The sequence below is a fragment of the Bacillus sp. AL-1R genome, assembly GCF_052180195.1.
Taxonomy (GTDB): domain Bacteria; phylum Bacillota; class Bacilli; order Bacillales; family Bacillaceae_G; genus Gottfriedia.
The window spans coordinates 3066635-3084514 of the sequence record NZ_CP197469.1; the positions used below are offsets into that span (position 1 = coordinate 3066635).

The window sequence follows — 17880 nt, forward strand, 5'->3', positions numbered from 1 at the left end:
AACTACATTGTTTAATGAAAGACATATGAAAAAGCCTTATTCTTTAATTTGAATAAGGCTTCTTCGATGAAACTAGTACTTATGATAAACAACTTAAGCTGTTACATCTCGTTTTGAAAATACAACTAATGATAATCCTAAGAAAATTACAAAATAGACGAATAACATGATGACTGAAAATGTCATTGTCATCCCTTCAACCAATGGAGTGCCATTGACGTACAGCATCAAATTTGTATTGGCAAATAAGATAAATTTTGTCCAGTCAAAAAATCCAGCCAAAATAGCTGTTACCGTATTTCCGACTGTTAATAGTAGGATTGAAATACCGATCGCAATTGTATTGTTTCTAAATACAGTTGAAACCATAAACGCCATCGTAGCAAGCATAAATGTTTCGATGAAGCTCAGTAAGTAAAGCTTCGCAGAATAGACAAGTCTACTTTGCTCCTCAACATGGCCATCAACATATGCTAAATAAGAAGTATTTCCGTCTCCTGTACCAAATAGTACTAAACCTAATAGATTTGAAACTAAGAATAAAATAAATAACATTGCAAAACCAAATAGAATACTAGTTATATACTTTGACATAATTATTTTTTTTCTAGAAAACGGACGAATTAATAATAGTTTAATCGTACCCCAATTAAATTCACTCGCCACTATATTAGCCGAAACGATAATCGTAAATAGCCCTACTAAAATAATTAAACTTGATGAAACATCCATAAAAGTCCAAACATTTGTCTTTTCATCTGGAGAAATATTATGCTCCATTCTGTACTCATTCATTGCAATTGTTTTTTCTAAATATGGTCTTTGAGGATCCTTTTTACTTAAACTCTTTAATTCTTTTTTATTTTCTGCAGTTTGTATTTGTAGCGTTTGCTTCCAATTTTTATCTGCATTTTGGTCTTTTTTATTTTCATTATATTTTACAAATGTCCCCATAACTCCTACAAGTAAAACAATAAGAGCAATCATTACAATTGTACCTGGTCTTTTAATAATCTTTATCCATTCATTTTGAATCAATTTTAACATGGTTTAAGTTCCTTTCTTTTTGAATTTCTCAAGATACACTAGTTAATGAGACTTCTAAAGATCAGTTACACATTCGTAATTTCTAAGAAACGATCTTCTAGTGTTTTTGCATTTGCCTTAAATCCATATACGCGAATGCGATTTTCTACTAATAGCTCAATTACATTCGGCACATCTTCTCTCGTTAATTCAATATGTATTTCTCCATCAACTAACTCGGCATTATGTTTAGATAGTACTTTAAGTGCAGTTTCATTATTATTTACTTCAATTGAATATGTTTGGACTTCTTCAGTTGTAAGCTCTGTTACAGTTTGTACATCTATTAACTTACCTTGTTGAATAATACCGATTCGATCACACATCATTTCCATTTCAGATAATAAGTGACTCGATACAATAATGGCCATTCCTTTTTTCCTCGTAAGAAGCTGCAGGTGATCCCTCATCTCACGAATACCCGCTGGATCTAGTCCATTCGTCGGTTCATCAAGAATTAATACTTTTGGGTCATGCAATAAACATTGAGCTAGCCCAAGACGCTGTCTCATACCAAGAGAATACGTTTTAACTTTTTGACGAATGGCTCCTGTTAAACCAACAAGCTCAACAACTTCATCAATTTTCTCTTTTGTAATATTCTTATTCATTCGAGCATATTGCAGTAAATTATCATAACCACTTAGAAATTTATACAACTCTGGATTCTCTACAATTGCCCCTACATTCTTAATTGCATCTTCAAAACTAGTCTTAATGCTATGACCATTAATGACAACGTCACCTTCCGAAATATTCATCAATCCAACCATCATCCTGATCGTCGTCGTCTTACCAGCCCCATTTGGACCTAAGAATCCAAAAACTTCACCTTCAAAAATATCAAAGCTTAAATCAGAAACAATCTTTTTCCCTTTTATTTCCTTTGATAAGTTCTTAATTTGTACAATTGCCTTTTTCATTTCGTCCTCCTTGTTTCCAATATTTTCTATATTTCTAATTCTATTTTAACAAAACTAATCAAAGAGCAAAACGGTCTAAAGTCTGAGTTTGTTAAAATTTGGAAGAATTTGTTACAGTGATATGAATAATATTACATTATTGATGGTTTTGAGATCTAATTTTGAAATAGTTCAGTTTAGTAGAATATTAATATAGCGTGGATTGTAATCTATTTGATTTTTGATGAAAGTAACAGTCACTATTAGTATTTTTCTCCTATTTTGTTGCTACAAAAAAAGCAGTTTCTCCCTGCTCTAGAACTAGTACTATTCTCATATTGATCTTTATTTTAATATGATAAAATCATAACTTGGGGCTTATTTATTTTTTCATGCAACATTTTTTAAATTTTTTCAATCCATTCATGTTAAGCACCTTTTTTGTGCTCACCAGTTTTAAGATTTTACTTTCAAAATAAAAAGTTTTAAGTATAATTAAGTAAATTTATACTCGGTTAAAAAATAATAAAAGGTGGTAATGATTTTGCAAAAGCCTGTATTAATAGTTGTAACGTCAATTCTAATAGTTTTATTGTTTTTAATCATAAACATATTTGATGTACTTAACGATCCTTCTCTTATCAGGCAAATAGGTTTTGTATTTTTTACAATGCTATGGATATATGGGATATATCAAAATAGAAAGTCATTATTAAAGATAGGTGCGATGATTTTCTGTTACTTTTTATTAATGGTTTGGGGCAATATACTCTAATAAGCTAACACGATAGTATCAACAACACGTAAGGTTCCTGAGTAAAACAAAGCATGTATAGGGTTATGGGAATGATTTTTGACATTATTAAACTAAATAGAGCGCTCTATAAATATTCTAATATAGTTGCAATAAATTCTTACATAAATAGTGGAAAATCAGTGAAATATTGGTGTATATTCTGTTAACTTATTTCATTTTTTCCATGTTTAATTACCGTTTTCAAATTACTTTTTTTCCATTAATTGTTACTAAATTCTGAAAAACGTTCTAAATTTCACTTAACTTTTTCAGAATAAGTTCAAAGTCACTCATTTCTCAATGTATGAAGCAAAATGACAGGAATAAATAAGACTATAGATTTCAAAGAATGAAAAAAATAGCCTTAACCCTTTAATTCGGGCTAAGGCTATTTTCTAGGAAATGACGTTTGATTAACTTTTTGATATTGGAGCTAAAATTTTATATTTTTTATGGCTAATTACAGTATGATCATGTTCGTAATAATGTCTATGGTTACGATCTTTTCTCATATCGACAATTACAGAATTTGAAAGAACTTTCGTTACAATTCCTTTTACTAAATTTGGTTTGATTTCTTTTACATTATCCTCTTTTGGCATAAATTCAATCTCGTCACCAGGTCTTACATAATATTTATTCATTGTTATGATAGTTTTATTATTTTTGCACATATGTTTATCACCTTTTTATTTCATTTTATTCAATATTACATAAATATCAGAATATTCAAAAGTGAACTGAATACTAGATTTAATCGTGACGTTGTACCTAAAAATCGAGGGATAAACAGTGCTGGATAACTATTGTTTTTTTCTTTCTGTTAGGATGATTTATTCGTTTCGTCTCTTACGATGATTGTTTTATTTACTATTCCTAAAGAATGAGTAAAGAAAAAGACTGTAAACAAACACGATTTTCATCGAGTTTATCTACAGTCTTTGCCCTTTTGAACATTTGGCTTATTCTATGAATGCAAATTTCGAAACATTACCCTTTAGGCAAAAAACCTAAAGTTGATTCTCTTTTAACTAATGCAACTTCTAGCTGATATTCTTCAGTGTCCTCTGTTCCTTCTATTAAATGAATTAATTTATTAGTTGCAGCGACGCCAATTCGATAGATTGGTTGAACGATTGTACTCAGTTCAGGTTCTACCATTTCGGCTATTTTAATACCATCGAATCCAATAACGGCGATATCAGTTGGAACTTGTCTATTTAACATTTTTAATGCCTTTAAAGAGCCAATTGCCATTAAGTCATTGGCAAGAAATATGCCGTCTACTTCTGGATGATCCTCTATCAACTTTTGAGTTAAATGCTTGCCACTTTCCATCGCAAAATCTCCTTGATATACAATTGGTTCTTGTAATGGGAAGTATTTTTGCAAAGTATCTAGATATCCACTAAGTCTGTCATTAGCAGGAATAAAAACATCGGGACCGCTTATATGAGCGATATTTTTACATCCAAGTTCATATAAATGTTCAACAGCCATTACAGCACCTTTGTAATTATCCACACCTACTGAATTAGCTGTATGCGTATCGACTGCACGGTCCACTCTAACAAATGGTATTTGCAAATTCTGTAAGCTTTTTAGAATCTCTTCATTAAATTCAAATGATGCCAAAACAAAACCATCAATATATCTGCTTTGAAATTCCTTCCAAAACATAGGATTTTTTAGATCATCATTATTTGAATTAACTAGAATTAAGCCATACCCTTTTAACTTAGCAACTTCTTCAATTGCAACAACCAATTCTGGAAAGAACGGATTTGAAATATCAGGGATAATTAAGGCAATTGTTTTCGATTTTTGTTTCGCAAGTCCTCTAGCAATCTCGTTTGGTTTATAATCAAGGTTTTCCATAACTACTTTAATTTTTTGTTCAGTTTCGGGACTAATATAACTTACTTTATTTATATATCTTGATACCGTAGCTACAGAAACACCAGCTTCTTTTGCGACATCTCGAATCGTCGCTTTCTTATTCTTCACTCGATTGTACTCCCCTAAAATGTAACATATTTTCTATTATTTATTATCTTCTTATTCTGATTCAATTAATCGTTTTACTGTATTAGTAATCGTTAAGCCTTTTAAATGTGGGACACAGAAGCCTTTAATTGTATCAACACTATCTACCCAACTTTTCGAAATTGATTCTATTCCGTTCATTGCGCCTGCCAATGCTCCTACCATTGCCGGCATACTATCAGCTTGTTTTGGTAACATAAGTGAAAGCATGATACTCTTTTCAAAATCTCCTTCTGTAGCAAGAATTATAGCATAGGCAACCGCTAAAGTCTCAGGTGCAATATTTCCATAGTTATAAATAGAGTTGACCAATTGATTATTCCATAGTGGAATTGCAGCAAATCCATCATTATTAGTTGAATCCAAAATTGAAAAAGCTTGGCTAACTTTTCTACTTAACCATGTATTTTCAGGGATTTGTTTTAAACCTGCGTCAATAATTTCCCTTGGTGAAGCTCCATCAAGAGCAATTGCAATACTAGCAGCCATTGCCTTTGCAGCATATACTCCATCTTCTGCATTCGTAATAGATGCCATTTTTTCTGCTATTGCTGCAGCTTTTTCTGGATTTCCATTAAACTTGATTGCCCCTATAATAAAAGGTAGCTAAGTGCTACCTTTCATAAACTCCTTATAATTCCTTCACAGAAATATCAGATAGTATTGTTTCTCCTTGTTCTAACATTGCAAATCCAAACATTCCTCGATTAAATCGATCGTGCTCAAATGAGAGAATTTCTTCATTATTAATCGATAAAAAGATTTCATTCCCTTGGCACTTCAATTCAAACTGGTACTCTTCATCATGTTTCCATTCAAAAGGAACAGAGTGAATTCGTTCAATTCCAAAATCTTTCGCAATGAGTGAAACTTGATTTTCCCCATCAAAACCTACTTGGTAATGACGTTCTACTCCGGATGCTCTAAATAATAGATTGTGAGAGTCACCTTTCTTTGGAATAATGGATGCATTAATGATTACATCCTTTAAATAATAGTTTCCTGTAAATGCTGCACAGTCTGTTAAACTCGAAACTTTCATTCTCCCGTTTTCTAAGGTCCACTCTCCTCTATGATGAGAAAAAGGGGTTACACTAAGAAATTCGACAGCTTGTTTTGAAAAATCAATTGAATAACATGACTTACCAAAGATACGGAATTCATCAACATATAATTTTCCAAAAGCTCTTTTTGTTAGTTCTGAAGGACTTTCTAGAATAAAGCCTACTTCATCAATTAATTCCCCATCAGTATCTGGAACTATAAATTCAATTGAATTCCATTCACCATTTATCAGTTTAATAGAATTCAGTTTTACAGTTTCTTTTGAATAAGTATTTCGAATATATGGAGTTAAAATAAAGTCTTCACCTTGAATTTTATCTGAATAGATTTTTAAAGAGACGTTTTGTCCGCTATAAATCTGAGGTGCAAAGGTTGGTTTGTATTTTTCATCATTAAATTCTTCTCTTCTATAGAAAGGTTTATAGAAAATTTTACTGCTTTCACCTTTTATCATTCTGTCGATAAAGATTTCAAGTGATCCATTCCTTTTATACCCTTGCCCGGAGTTGTGTCTTAAGAAAGTTTTAAAAGGGAAGTCCGTTTTGAATCCATGTGTCGAACCTGGTAAAGTGAAATCAAAATAAATTTCTTCTTCTCGATAACTATCGATTAAATCTACAGGAGGCTCTTGATTTGCCATCTTGTATCCTAATATTGCTAGCGATTTAGAGAATGTAGGGATATCTAAAATATTTAAATAACCAGAAACGCTTGATGTAGCGATGAAATCATTAATTGGTTTTCGATAATGATCTGCTATTTTGTTAATCCCAGTAAAAACGCCTAAAATTGTCCCAACATTTCCAGCATTGCAATCTGTATCCCAGCCACACATTGTTGCAATTTCTATTGTTCTTGCAAAGTCACCATTTCCATAAAGTAAAGATAGGACACAAACACCTGCATTTGGAATAATATGACAAATCCCAGGGTATTTATCATATCCCCATTCGTCCTCTAGATATTGACGGCAAAGACGGAAGTCGTTTGGTACCTGCTTATAAAAATCAAGAACTGCTCTAACAACTAATGCATAAGTAGAATCTTCTGGAATTTCTTTTAAGCCGGCTTCAATAATCTCATTAATCGATTTTGCAGAAAATGCTTGAGCGATACATGCAGCAATAAATCTGGCTCCAAATAATCCGTTTTTATCATGCGACACACTTGCTGCAGTCTCAGCATAATCAGCTGCTTTTTTTGGATTATTTGGAAACAATAACCCCCAGCTATCAACGAATATTTGTCCACCAATTTGCTCTGCAAGGACAATTCCATTTACTTCTGCAGAACCAGATTTTGGAGCAGAAATACCTTTTTTCAAATTATTATAGGCAGTATGTTCAGTGCTAATTCCTTCACCGCCCCACCAAAACATTCCGATTCCTTCGCGTGTATAGTTCAACCATGCACGGCCTACATCATCTGGAGTTAATTCACGATCTTTCGCATCATCATATAATGCTCGAAGGAAAAACACCGGTCCATTCGCATCATCATCTGCTGAAAAAGTTTTATAATCTTTTAAATATCCCTTTATATCGCCATAAACGTCCTGAATTAGTTCTGGTGTCCACTCAGTAGGCTCTACTGGAGCACCAAGACGGATTCCGACATTCATTCCTAAAAATCCAGCATATACCTTCTCTAAATAATCATTCGAAATCATTTCACTCACTCCACTTCCAGGTTACACTTTTGATCACAGTAATCTTTTTCTTTGTTCATTTAGATGTAAATCTTGTAAAATAATCTCTTTTGCAACTTCAGCAAATCGATCTGATAAGTCGGTTAAGTTCATTTTATTTTTCGATTCTAATAGTCGAATATCTTCTTGGTGAATCACTTCAGACCCGTACTTAGCTCCGAGAATTACGCCAATCATAACACCAATTGAATCAGTATCACGCCCCGAGTTGATTCCATCGTAAATCGATTTATAGAATTCACCATTATTTAAAACGATAAATGCCAACGCCATAGGTAGTTCTTCAATTGAAAATAATCTACTTGGTGTGTAATGGTTTGATGGAATGCCAACTTTCTCAATTTTTCGATGCACATCATCTTTCATTGGTGAAAATTTAGTTAGGACGCTTTGCAATGTTTCAATGACTCGATCCATTTCTGCATGCTCTGATCGTAGTTTTCTTGCCGCTTCAGTCATTTCTATAATCGCTTGTTTTGTACCGTCTTTAGCATAGTAAATAGCTGTCTCGACAATTTCATCAATACTCACGCTATCCTCAAAAGCCTTTGCAACACATGCAGCTAATACCCCTGCCGCTTCAAGCCCATAACTACTTTGATGGCCCATTGCAAAAAGAATGGCCTCATCATAAGCTGATTTCGGATTACCTGCATTAACGATTCCAATTGGAGCAATGTACATAGCTGCTCCACAATTTATCATATTTCCAATTCCAGCTTCTCTTGGATCACAATTAGCTAAAACATGTCGCATGAAAATGTATTTTTCAGGATAAAATAGACGATCAATAATGAATGCTTCGCGACCAAATTCAGGAATATATGTCTTCTTATAAGCAATCTCTTTTACGAATTCATTCCCTACATCGTAGGCATCAAGATGTCTTTTTTCCTTTAAATAAACATTAATTAAGCTTGCGGTCATCAAGGTATCGTCTGTTACGATACCTTGTCCACGCATTTTACCAAGAGTCACTTCAAATGGAGCATCTTCTTTATACCAACTCGTATTCAATGATTCTACTCGTCTATATTTCTCTTTTATTTCTTCATAGGTCAACTTTTCAATTGGTGCCCCTAGTGCATCACCCAAGGCTGTTGAAAGAATAACACCTCTTACACGATCCTGAAACGAAACCATATTTTAGAACTCCTTACTTAATTTTGTCATTTGCATATTTAGTAAGCTCATCTCCACCAGCTTTTTTCCATTCCTTCACAAACTTATCGAAGTCACTTACTGGGCGTTTTCCTGTAATAATATCAGTTGCGTACTCTTTATAAAGATTTTCCATCGCATCCCAATTTGCTATGAATTTCTCTGGTAAAATAAAACTATTATCTTGTGTATAAGATTGTTTAACTAATTCTTGTGATTTTAAAGCTGGCTCGCTTAAAAGTGGAGTTTTTAATGGTTGCTCTGTTTTAAATTCTGTTGGTTCCCAATATCTAGCAAACCATTCACTATAATATTTATCTGTTAAAACAATTTGACCATTTTCAATTTTATATTCTTCATTTTCAAATCCTAGGCGATCTAGCATTTGACCTTTTGGACTTGCTAAGTAATCTAAAACTTTGAACACTAAATCTTTCTGTTTTGATTGAGAAGAAATCGCATAACCTCGAGATTCTTTTGTTACATCTGTCTCACCAAAACCTTGATAAATTCCTTTTGCAGCTGGAAGAACGACTAACTGAGCTTGTTTACCGTTCACTTGAGTCATTTTACTATTGTAAAGATCGATAACTTTACCATTTGTTCCGGTAATAATTGCAGCTTCCCCATCATAGAAAGCTTTTTCTTTTGTATCCCATTGCTTTGTTAAGTATTGAGGGTCTAAGATTCCATCTTTATAAAGCTTACTATAGTAAGCTAGTAACTCTTTTTCATTATTTGATACTTTTGAATAAACATATGTTCCATCACTATTTTTTAACCATGTTTGATTTAGTCCAAATGCCATTTTAAACATAGAATCTAATTCCGAAATATCTCCTGCTGCTGTTAAACCATAAGCAGGTTTTTTAGCTCCTCCTGGATGTGTAGAAACTAATTCTTTTAAAAACTTATAATAATTATCTGTTGTAGGATTTGCCATTAATTCTTGAGAACTTGCCATCTTATCAAACCAGTCTTTTCGAATGACAGGTGTCTTTTTATCTAGAGGCTTAATCCATAATAAGTAAGGATAATTTTTTAATCTTTCTTGGTTATAAGGTTGAAGTAAATTTTTAATATACTTAGACTTATCAATATAAGGCGTTAACTTTTCTAATAGTTGTTGTTGTGAAATCTGCTGATCTCCACCTTGGAAATAAATTAAATCTGGAATATCTCCACCTGTTAATAATAGATTTAATTTTTCAGCATAATCACCTTGTGGAACTTCTACTAGTTTAAATTTTACATTTAAGTTCTCGTCTCTTTTTAAGGCTTTTTCTAATTCCCTGTAATATTTTACTGAAGCAGGATTTGATGGTGAATCGTCTTTTGCAACCACACGGATAATTGTTTTTCCATCGGATGTTTTGTCATTTGTATTCGTTGCTTTATCATTCGAACAAGCAGCTGATGTAATGACTAATAATGCACTAAAAATCAACATAAGTAATTTCTTCATTGTTTTTTTACCTCCTGATTTAATGTGTGTTCTTAAAAAATTAGACTAGAAATTAATCTTTTACTCCGCCTTCAAGCGCACCTTTAGCGTAATATTTTAAAATTAATGGGTACAAAATGAGTAAAGGTATCATTGAAATAATGATTGTCCCCGCCTGTAACGAAGAAAAATCTAGGTTAGCAATTTGTTTATAAGATCCACCAGTTAAGTTTCCAAGCATTGAAGTATTATCTCTCATTACAACAAATTGTCTTAACACAACTTGTAATGGCCATTTATGTGGATCCGTAATATAAATGGTTGCTCTGAAATATTCATTCCAGTGATACACACCGTAAAATAAGCCAAGTGTTGCAAGTGCAGGTTTAGATAGAGGAAGCATAATTTTAGTAAAAATTTTGAAATGTCCCGCCCCATCTATTCTTGCAGCCTCTAAAATACTATCTGGAACATCTTCAAAGAATCTCATTAAGATGAACAAATAGAATACATTGATTGCTTTGTAAAGAATCAAAGAAGAGTAAGTATTCAGTAATCCTAGATTTTTAACAAGCAAAAATTCCGGGATTAAGCCTGGTTCGAAAACCATTAAAACGATCAGAAAAACCATAATTACTTTTTTTCCTACAAAATTCGTTCTAGCTAACACATAAGCTGCCATTGCAGTCAAAAACAGATTTAATGCAGTACCAACGATTGTAATTAAAAACGTATTGAAGATACTGCGTATAATTAGTGGATTTGAAAGCAATATTTTATAATTAATCAATGAAAAACCTTCTGGTAAAATACTTAAACCTTTTAATTTATGTACTTTTAATGGGTCCGAAAGCGACATTGCCAGTAAGTTTAATATTGGAATTAATATTGATAAAGATAATAAAAACAACACTAAATAGATAATCGTCCTTGTCAAATTAATCTTCTTCAAATCTACACCTCCCTATTACCAAACACCTTTACCTGAAATCCTTTTTGAGATAAAGTGTGTTCCAAGAATTAAAACTACGCCAATTACACCTTTAAATAAACTAGCTGCTGTTGCATAGGAGTATTGAGCATTTAAAATACCAATTCTGTACACATAAGTATCTAAAATATCAACTTTACTAATAACAGAGTCATTAATTAAGTTAAACACTTGATCGAATCCAGCGTTTAAAAAGAAGCCTAAATTTAAGATAAAAACAGTAACGATTGTACTTGTTAATTCTGGTAAAGTAATATATCTCATTTGTTGTAAACTAGATGCGCCATCCATTCTTGCAGCCTCATAAAGAGATGGACTGATTTTCATAATTGCAGCTAAGTAAAGAATCGAATCCCATCCAGATGAACGCCACATTTCTGAAAAAACTAAAACCCAACGTATATGGTCCTTACTAGTCATAAAATCAACCGATGGTAGATGAAAAAAGTGACGAATTACATTTACGCCTCCATCTTGCGGATTTAATAAACTAATCCAAATACCGGCAATGACAACCCATGATAGAAAGTGAGGTAAATAAACAACTGATTGAACATACTTTCTAAAAGGCCCTGTTCGAACTTCATTAATTAAAAGTGATAATATAATAGGAATCGGAAAAATAAAGATGATTTTCATTGTACTGATCATCACCGTGTTTTTTAAAACATCAAGGAAAGCCGGCGAGCTAAACAAAACTTTAAAGTGCTTCATCCCAACCCACACATTATCACCAATAATCCGATAGTCCTGAAAGGCAAGCTTCATTCCTAGCAAAGGTATTACATTAAAAATAAAGAAATACACTATTGCTGGAAGAAGCATTAAATAAATGACCCAATCTTTTTTAATTTTCGATAACGTGGTCTTTGCCTTCATGTTTCAACTCCTCTTTCCATAAAAGGTCTACTTCATTTCGATATGGCATACCGGTTTGAGCACCTTTTTTTGTAACAGATAAACCAGCTACAATCGTTCCGAAACAGATACTGTCATAAAGATTTTTGCCTTCTGCGATCGCTACAGCAAAGCCTCCAGAAAAAGAATCTCCTGCACCAGTTGTATCGACTGGTTCTACCTTAATAACTGGTATGCGAATAATTTCTTGTCCATCATAATAAACAACACCATTTGTTCCACATGTAATTATTAATTGATTTGGATAGTCCTTAAGGATCTCTTCCATTGGCTGTTTGCTATCAAAAACAATTTCATATTCGTGTTCATTTGGTGTGATATAGGTGATCTGTTCTACTAAATGTTTTTTAATTTTTTGGGCAGGAGCAGGATTAACAATTATGATTTTTCCTTTTTCATGTAGTAAAGGAATTAAATACTCCATCAACTCAATTGGTGTTTCCATTTGGAATAATACAATATCATACGTGAGCAATTCGTCTAACACTCTAGTAATATAGTTAACATTTGTATATTCATTCGCTCCAGGAACAACTAGAATTCTATTCTCACTATTACAAATTTCGATAAATGCAACACCCGTATGGCTTTCTTCTACTAGATTTAAATTCTTTAGATCTACTGTTTCATTCTTCATATTTTCGATAAAGATTTCGCCAATCTCATCACTACCAACTGAGCCAAATAAAGCTACTTGAGCACCTAAACGAGAAGCAGCTACAGCCTGGTTAGACCCTTTACCTCCTACCGATAAAAAGAATTGATTTCCTAATAGTGTTTCACCGATTTCCGGTAATTTTTCTGCTTCAATAAAATAGTCGATATTAATACTACCTACAACTGCAATCTTCCTCACTAGTTATCTCCGCCTCATCAAAAGTAATCTTCATAAGCGGTGCATGTTGTTGCGCACCATATACATCTCTGTCTCCCACACTACCTGAAGAGACATCTCTTTCAATCGTAATTTTGATTCCCAAAGCTTGATCAAAGAAAACAAAATGGTGAATCTGTTCTTCTCGTAAATTATATAAGTGACAAATTGTCTGTTTTGTAATCTTTCCAGAGTTTTTCACCATCTGGTATACATGTTCTGAATCAAATAAAATATCTAACGTTAATTCATATGGACCTGAATTTTTACTTCTAAGTACTTTTGCTAAATCAAATAATGTAGCCATTACTTTGCCCTCCTACAAGTACTCGACTCGAAACGGATTATGATTAATTTCCATTAAATGATAAATAGAGAACTCGTATACCGCTCCAAATTCAACATCACTTGGTGCAAATGGGAATGCTAGATTCCCTGCAGTAGACTTACGTTTTTCATAACCAAAGTGTAAAAAAGTTGATCTGACTGTTGCACATATACTATTTGCTAGTTCTTGAGTCTTGGCAATAACCTCAAATAAAACACCAATTTCATGGCCATTAAATGACTCGATTTCTTTCGAGCCAAGAACTGCATTCATTCCATAATTTAAAAAGTTAATTTTGTAATCGTTTCGGTCAATTTCTGGATAGTATTCAAAAACTTGTTCCTTTACACGATCCTCTATCTCATGAATGTTTTCGATTAAAATTGGATCCCTGATGCCTGCTATTACAAATGTTCGATAGGCAGCCTTTTTTGCACCTTCAAGTTTAATAAATGTCGTATCTTCAGGAATAAATCGGCTTTTCGAAACTTCAACAATACCATTTCCAACATCATGAAACTCACAGTCACTTAAATCTAATTTAAATCCAGGTCCGTGTAGTAAGTATGGATGCTCTTTTTCATAAAACGTATGTGCTGCTACACTAATAGGGGTACACTTTCGTAATGGATTTAATGATTCAACTGTAAAGGACTTATCTTTTAAAACGCCTAAAATACTATCTTTTGTAGTTCCAGGTTCTGCGCACAGTGCACCACATTCTAAAATTTTGCCTAAATGATAAGCTAGGCCAGGATCTTTTTGATGATAAATTCCAATCGCTGCAAATGGTGATGGATCATAAGCTCGTCCGCAAATGATAATATCACTATCATTCTCTAAAGCTTCTAATATTGGTTCATGACCCATTTGGGCAACAATTCGAATCGTTTCCTTGATTGTCTCTTCCTCTAATTCAGGAATATTCTGACTTAAAGGTTTTATTTTATGCGCACGATTTGCTTCAATAATTTCCTCTTGTGTAAAATCAGCCCAAATCACTGCAACCTTAGCACTTAATTCTTTTTCTTTTAATATCTTTTTTATAATTGCAATCGTTGATTCTAAATGAGGTCGCGCTCCCGCTCCACCAGCAGAACCTATAATAATTGGGATTTTTCTTGGAACACCATTCGTTATGATTAAGTCTAAATCTTTCATTAACGCCCGCTCACTAACAATCGAAACACCTGCACCTAATTTATGAGGGCCGGCATCCGTAGATCCAGCATCAACGACAATTCCATGTATTTTATCTTTTAGTCCATTTAAAAATGAAGCGGCAGGAAATCCATACCCAAGCATCCCACATGGGGACAAGATTTTAATTTCTTCTGACATCATTTCTACCTTCTAACTTAGTCAATTTTTGTTTATGTGTAACCGGTTACATACTCCTTAAAAAATAAAAGCTACTCTACAATAGCATTTTATCTCCATTGATATGTAACCGGTTACATATGTTAATCATAATAACGAAATACTCATACGTCAATAATTATTTTTAAATTTTTTAGAATAAACTGATTATAATAACCAGCTTATTGATCCAATTTCTTTATTTAATCGCGGCTCTTTTTGAAAATATAGTTGCTCAGACAAAACAAAACCCACCATCTATTTGGTGGGTTCAATCATATTATTTAACCAACATACACTGTTAGATAACTTTTTAGAAGCCATACCATTTTCATTATAAAATGAAATTAATTTACTGCACGGCTCAATTCTTCACGAAGTCCATTGTTAGCTAATTTATCCATATTTAGAAGCAACGTTTTAACTTGTACAAAATCAACATCACTTCCTAGTTCAAAGATTGCTACGAGATTGTTGTTATTGTCTTTAGAAACTTTCATTTTGTATTTACGTTTACGGAATAGTCGTTCTACCTTTGTTCCACGAGATACAGAAATTCTGTAAGTGTCATTTTGATAGACTGTGCCTGCATCAAATCCATTATATGAAAAATTTGTAAATTCCTTATTAGGCTTAGATACATCGATGTCTAATTCTTTGTTAACAATAAAATCTTTCAGTAGGTCTAGTTTAGTCATCTTCAATTCCTCCTTAGCCACGATGGCTTCTAATGTAGTCGGAAAGTCAACCTCTGAAATATTAAAGGTCAGAGCTGATATAGATCGCTCTTCTTCCTATTCAAATGATCATTTACCTCAAAATGAACTTGAACTCAATTAATTTTATCATAATAGTCCAAAAACATATAATAGTACCTAATAATTTATCATTACGAAGCTCTTCAATTAAATCTCATACTTAGTAGACTGTGTCTTAGAAGGAATTGAATAGGTTGACATAATGCCATCTTTATTAACCTTAATCCCATGTAAAATCCCACCATATGCAGCGGCCCCATCTATACAGATCTTCGTTTTACAAGGTGAATACCAAATATCAAATTTCCCTTCAGTCTTATAAAGGATTGATGTTGGAGTATGGCCGAAAATAAATGTTTTATTGGTCTCATTTTTTCCGTAATGGAACTCATCACGAATCCAGTAAAATTCCTTGTCTGTTGTTTCTTTCCAATCTTCAAGATTAAGATCAACCCCGGCGTGAACGAATACATAATTTTCCCATTCAAAATACAAAGGTCTTGATTTAATAAATTGTAATTCCGATTCAAATTGTTCCTTCATTAATTGTGCTACTTCATTAGGGCCTCTTTTATTTGTAATGTCAAATTTAAAAAATGAATTAATCGTTTCTAAACCACCTTGTCCATAATAATACGCTTGTTTAAACTCAGGTTGCTCAAGCCAGTCCAATAACATTTGCTCATGGTTTCCTAATATAACAACTGCTCCGTATTCTTTTTCTAATTGCTGCGCTCTTATCAAAACCTCGTATGGATTCTCACCACGATCAACTAAATCTCCTAGTAGTACCAGCCTTTCATTATCAGGATTCCATTTTTTAAGTAATTTTTCTAATTCATTAATGCTACCATGTATATCTCCAATCGCAAAAACTGTATCCTTATCCATATATCCAACCCTTTCTGTTAACCTATTATTTACCACTAAATTGTTTGAATAATATAAATAGTTTAACAAATAACTAAAGTAAGATGTTCGTCTTATTGATTTTTTACGTAATAAAATTTTATTTAATTGTCCAATTATAATTAGGATAGTTTATTTATCACAGGGAATAATGAAAAGGTAAAATTTTGGTAAAGGGGATTTTAGAATGAGTAATGAGAATAACGATTTAAAAAATAGTGACTTTTTTATTGCAGATTTAACTAGTGATGCGAAGAGTAAGATTGAGAATTTAGAAGAAGAATTGGATATTACTTTAGTTGCTTATGATTGTAAGAAGTGAGTTTTCTAAGAGCGCTTTCTAGGTGCTCTTTTTTAATTTGTAAAAAAATAACACTCACTTTAGTGAATGCCTAAAGTAATTATTTAATTATACTTTTAACTTCAAAGCGGATCGATTGTTTCATCTGAATCTAATAAACATTGACTATTTTTAGTCTCTTTTATTACAATCATTAGTCTATAATTGATTCCAATGATCATAGGCACTAATTCAGGATCACTTACTTCATTATTTATTTTTGCATAATATGCTTTAACTGCATAATATTCTTCTTGAATTGGACTTAATCTAAATTTGTCTGAACTTGTAATATCCTTAAATTCCAGAAATGTCGTGTGTTTTAAGTTTTCAAGATACTTTCTTGAAGAAGAGTCACCATAAAATGCAATAGTTGGACCAAGTAATTTTATTGCATCGTCGTATTTTTTCTCGTTTAAAAATTTAAAGTAGAGCTTCGGTACTTGTTCTGCCTCAGCAACAGCTGCAGTTACAATATTGGATTTCATACTATTTGACTTTGAATTATCATTTGTCATTTTAGTTGACTCTATTTTAGATGTTTTAATGATATTCTGCTTATTCGGTGTACATCCTACTAAAATATTGAATGATAATAACAATATTATAAGTTTATGAATAGATTGTTTTGTATACATTTCAAACCCCTCCTTATTTCTAGACATGAAATACTTTTAAAAACTTTACCCTACTATTCTTGTGGAAAATGTTCTATATGTGATAAATAGTTGAAATTTTTTTGACAAAATAAAGTCATCTTATTTTACAAAAAAGGTAAAAACATTCTAATGATGAGGAATTAAATATATATACCACCGTATGATGAACAAACAAACAATAAAAATAGGAACCTAATTTGGTTCCTATTTTATAAAATACATCTCTGTAAATAAGAATTAAGTTTCGAAATATTTTTTGGATCGTCCATCATTAATACTCATTATTTCCCCTATAACTATTTCCTGTTTTTTTCCGTCTTCTATTGATTCAATTAGATTTAATGTGGAATGTGGAATAGCTTCTCCATTGAAAAACTTATATTGAATAGCATTCTTTAACATCGTTGATTTAGCTCTTACTTGACTAATTTGGTGAATATTGGTTGCAATTGAAGTCATAATTTCTTCAAGGTAATTTAAGATTAAGATTAATAATGATTGATTTCCAAATGAGAAATTTCAATTGAATTTAAAGG

Annotated in this window: 18 protein-coding genes; 1 reads left to right on the forward strand and 17 read right to left on the reverse strand. The window is 32.4% G+C overall.

Annotated features, from left to right (window positions below; all coding sequences use genetic code 11):
• Positions 1-93: 93 nt before the first annotated feature.
• The 15 genes from ACSBO6_RS14775 to ACSBO6_RS14845 form a co-directional block, all read right to left on the reverse strand.
• A complete protein-coding gene (locus ACSBO6_RS14775) occupies positions 94-1047 on the reverse strand; it encodes an ABC transporter permease (RefSeq protein ID WP_098845023.1) in 954 nt (317 codons plus the stop codon).
• Between the two features lie 65 nt (positions 1048-1112).
• A complete protein-coding gene (locus tag ACSBO6_RS14780; RefSeq protein ID WP_098845024.1) occupies positions 1113-2009 on the reverse strand; it encodes an ABC transporter ATP-binding protein in 897 nt (298 codons plus the stop codon).
• A gap of 1188 nt (positions 2010-3197) precedes the next feature.
• Positions 3198-3458: a DUF2187 family protein gene (locus ACSBO6_RS14785; protein WP_098845026.1), complete on the reverse strand. Its 261-nt coding sequence runs from the start codon at positions 3456-3458 to the stop codon at positions 3198-3200.
• 316 nt (positions 3459-3774) lie between these two features.
• Complete coding sequence (locus ACSBO6_RS14790) at positions 3775-4791, reverse strand: LacI family DNA-binding transcriptional regulator (RefSeq protein WP_498843575.1); 1017 nt, start codon at positions 4789-4791, stop codon at positions 3775-3777.
• Between the two features lie 51 nt (positions 4792-4842).
• The gene (locus tag ACSBO6_RS14795; RefSeq protein WP_098845028.1) at positions 4843-5427 is read right to left on the reverse strand and encodes an ADP-ribosylglycohydrolase family protein; all 585 of its coding nucleotides are present in this window, start codon (positions 5425-5427) and stop codon (positions 4843-4845) included.
• A gap of 34 nt (positions 5428-5461) precedes the next feature.
• Complete coding sequence (locus tag ACSBO6_RS14800; protein WP_498843576.1) at positions 5462-7564, reverse strand: ADP-ribosylglycohydrolase family protein; 2103 nt, start codon at positions 7562-7564, stop codon at positions 5462-5464.
• A gap of 33 nt (positions 7565-7597) precedes the next feature.
• Complete coding sequence (locus ACSBO6_RS14805) at positions 7598-8746, reverse strand: ADP-ribosylglycohydrolase family protein (protein WP_498843577.1); 1149 nt, start codon at positions 8744-8746, stop codon at positions 7598-7600.
• 13 nt (positions 8747-8759) lie between these two features.
• A complete protein-coding gene (locus tag ACSBO6_RS14810; protein WP_098845031.1) occupies positions 8760-10229 on the reverse strand; it encodes an extracellular solute-binding protein in 1470 nt (489 codons plus the stop codon).
• A gap of 52 nt (positions 10230-10281) precedes the next feature.
• Positions 10282-11160 (reverse strand): carbohydrate ABC transporter permease, encoded by an 879-nt coding sequence (locus ACSBO6_RS14815; RefSeq protein ID WP_098845032.1) that lies wholly within the window; start codon positions 11158-11160, stop codon positions 10282-10284.
• Between the two features lie 15 nt (positions 11161-11175).
• A complete protein-coding gene (locus tag ACSBO6_RS14820; RefSeq protein WP_098845033.1) occupies positions 11176-12078 on the reverse strand; it encodes an ABC transporter permease in 903 nt (300 codons plus the stop codon).
• Complete coding sequence (gene rbsK / locus ACSBO6_RS14825; protein ID WP_498843578.1) at positions 12047-12973, reverse strand: ribokinase; 927 nt, start codon at positions 12971-12973, stop codon at positions 12047-12049. Before rbsK ends, ACSBO6_RS14820 begins: the two co-directional genes overlap by 32 nt.
• The gene (locus tag ACSBO6_RS14830; RefSeq protein WP_098845035.1) at positions 12948-13298 is read right to left on the reverse strand and encodes a DUF4387 domain-containing protein; all 351 of its coding nucleotides are present in this window, start codon (positions 13296-13298) and stop codon (positions 12948-12950) included. Before ACSBO6_RS14830 ends, rbsK begins: the two co-directional genes overlap by 26 nt.
• A gap of 12 nt (positions 13299-13310) precedes the next feature.
• A complete protein-coding gene (locus ACSBO6_RS14835) occupies positions 13311-14660 on the reverse strand; it encodes an acyclic terpene utilization AtuA family protein (RefSeq protein WP_098845036.1) in 1350 nt (449 codons plus the stop codon).
• Between the two features lie 365 nt (positions 14661-15025).
• Positions 15026-15376, reverse strand: a complete 351-nt coding sequence (locus ACSBO6_RS14840; protein ID WP_098845037.1) for a hypothetical protein — start codon at positions 15374-15376, stop codon at positions 15026-15028.
• Positions 15377-15583: 207 nt separating this feature from the next.
• Positions 15584-16327, reverse strand: a complete 744-nt coding sequence (locus ACSBO6_RS14845) for a metallophosphoesterase family protein (RefSeq protein WP_498843579.1) — start codon at positions 16325-16327, stop codon at positions 15584-15586.
• Between the two features lie 205 nt (positions 16328-16532).
• On the opposite strand from ACSBO6_RS14845, the gene ACSBO6_RS14850 reads away from it, so the two are divergent.
• Entirely contained in the window at positions 16533-16667 is a 135-nt protein-coding gene (locus ACSBO6_RS14850; RefSeq protein ID WP_286138262.1) for a hypothetical protein, read from the forward strand.
• 101 nt (positions 16668-16768) lie between these two features.
• On the opposite strand, the gene ACSBO6_RS14855 is transcribed toward ACSBO6_RS14850, so the two are convergent.
• Complete coding sequence (locus tag ACSBO6_RS14855) at positions 16769-17323, reverse strand: hypothetical protein (RefSeq protein WP_098845039.1); 555 nt, start codon at positions 17321-17323, stop codon at positions 16769-16771.
• A 258-nt stretch (positions 17324-17581) separates the two neighbouring features.
• Complete coding sequence (locus ACSBO6_RS14860) at positions 17582-17803, reverse strand: hypothetical protein (RefSeq protein ID WP_098845040.1); 222 nt, start codon at positions 17801-17803, stop codon at positions 17582-17584.
• Positions 17804-17880: the final 77 nt, after the last annotated feature.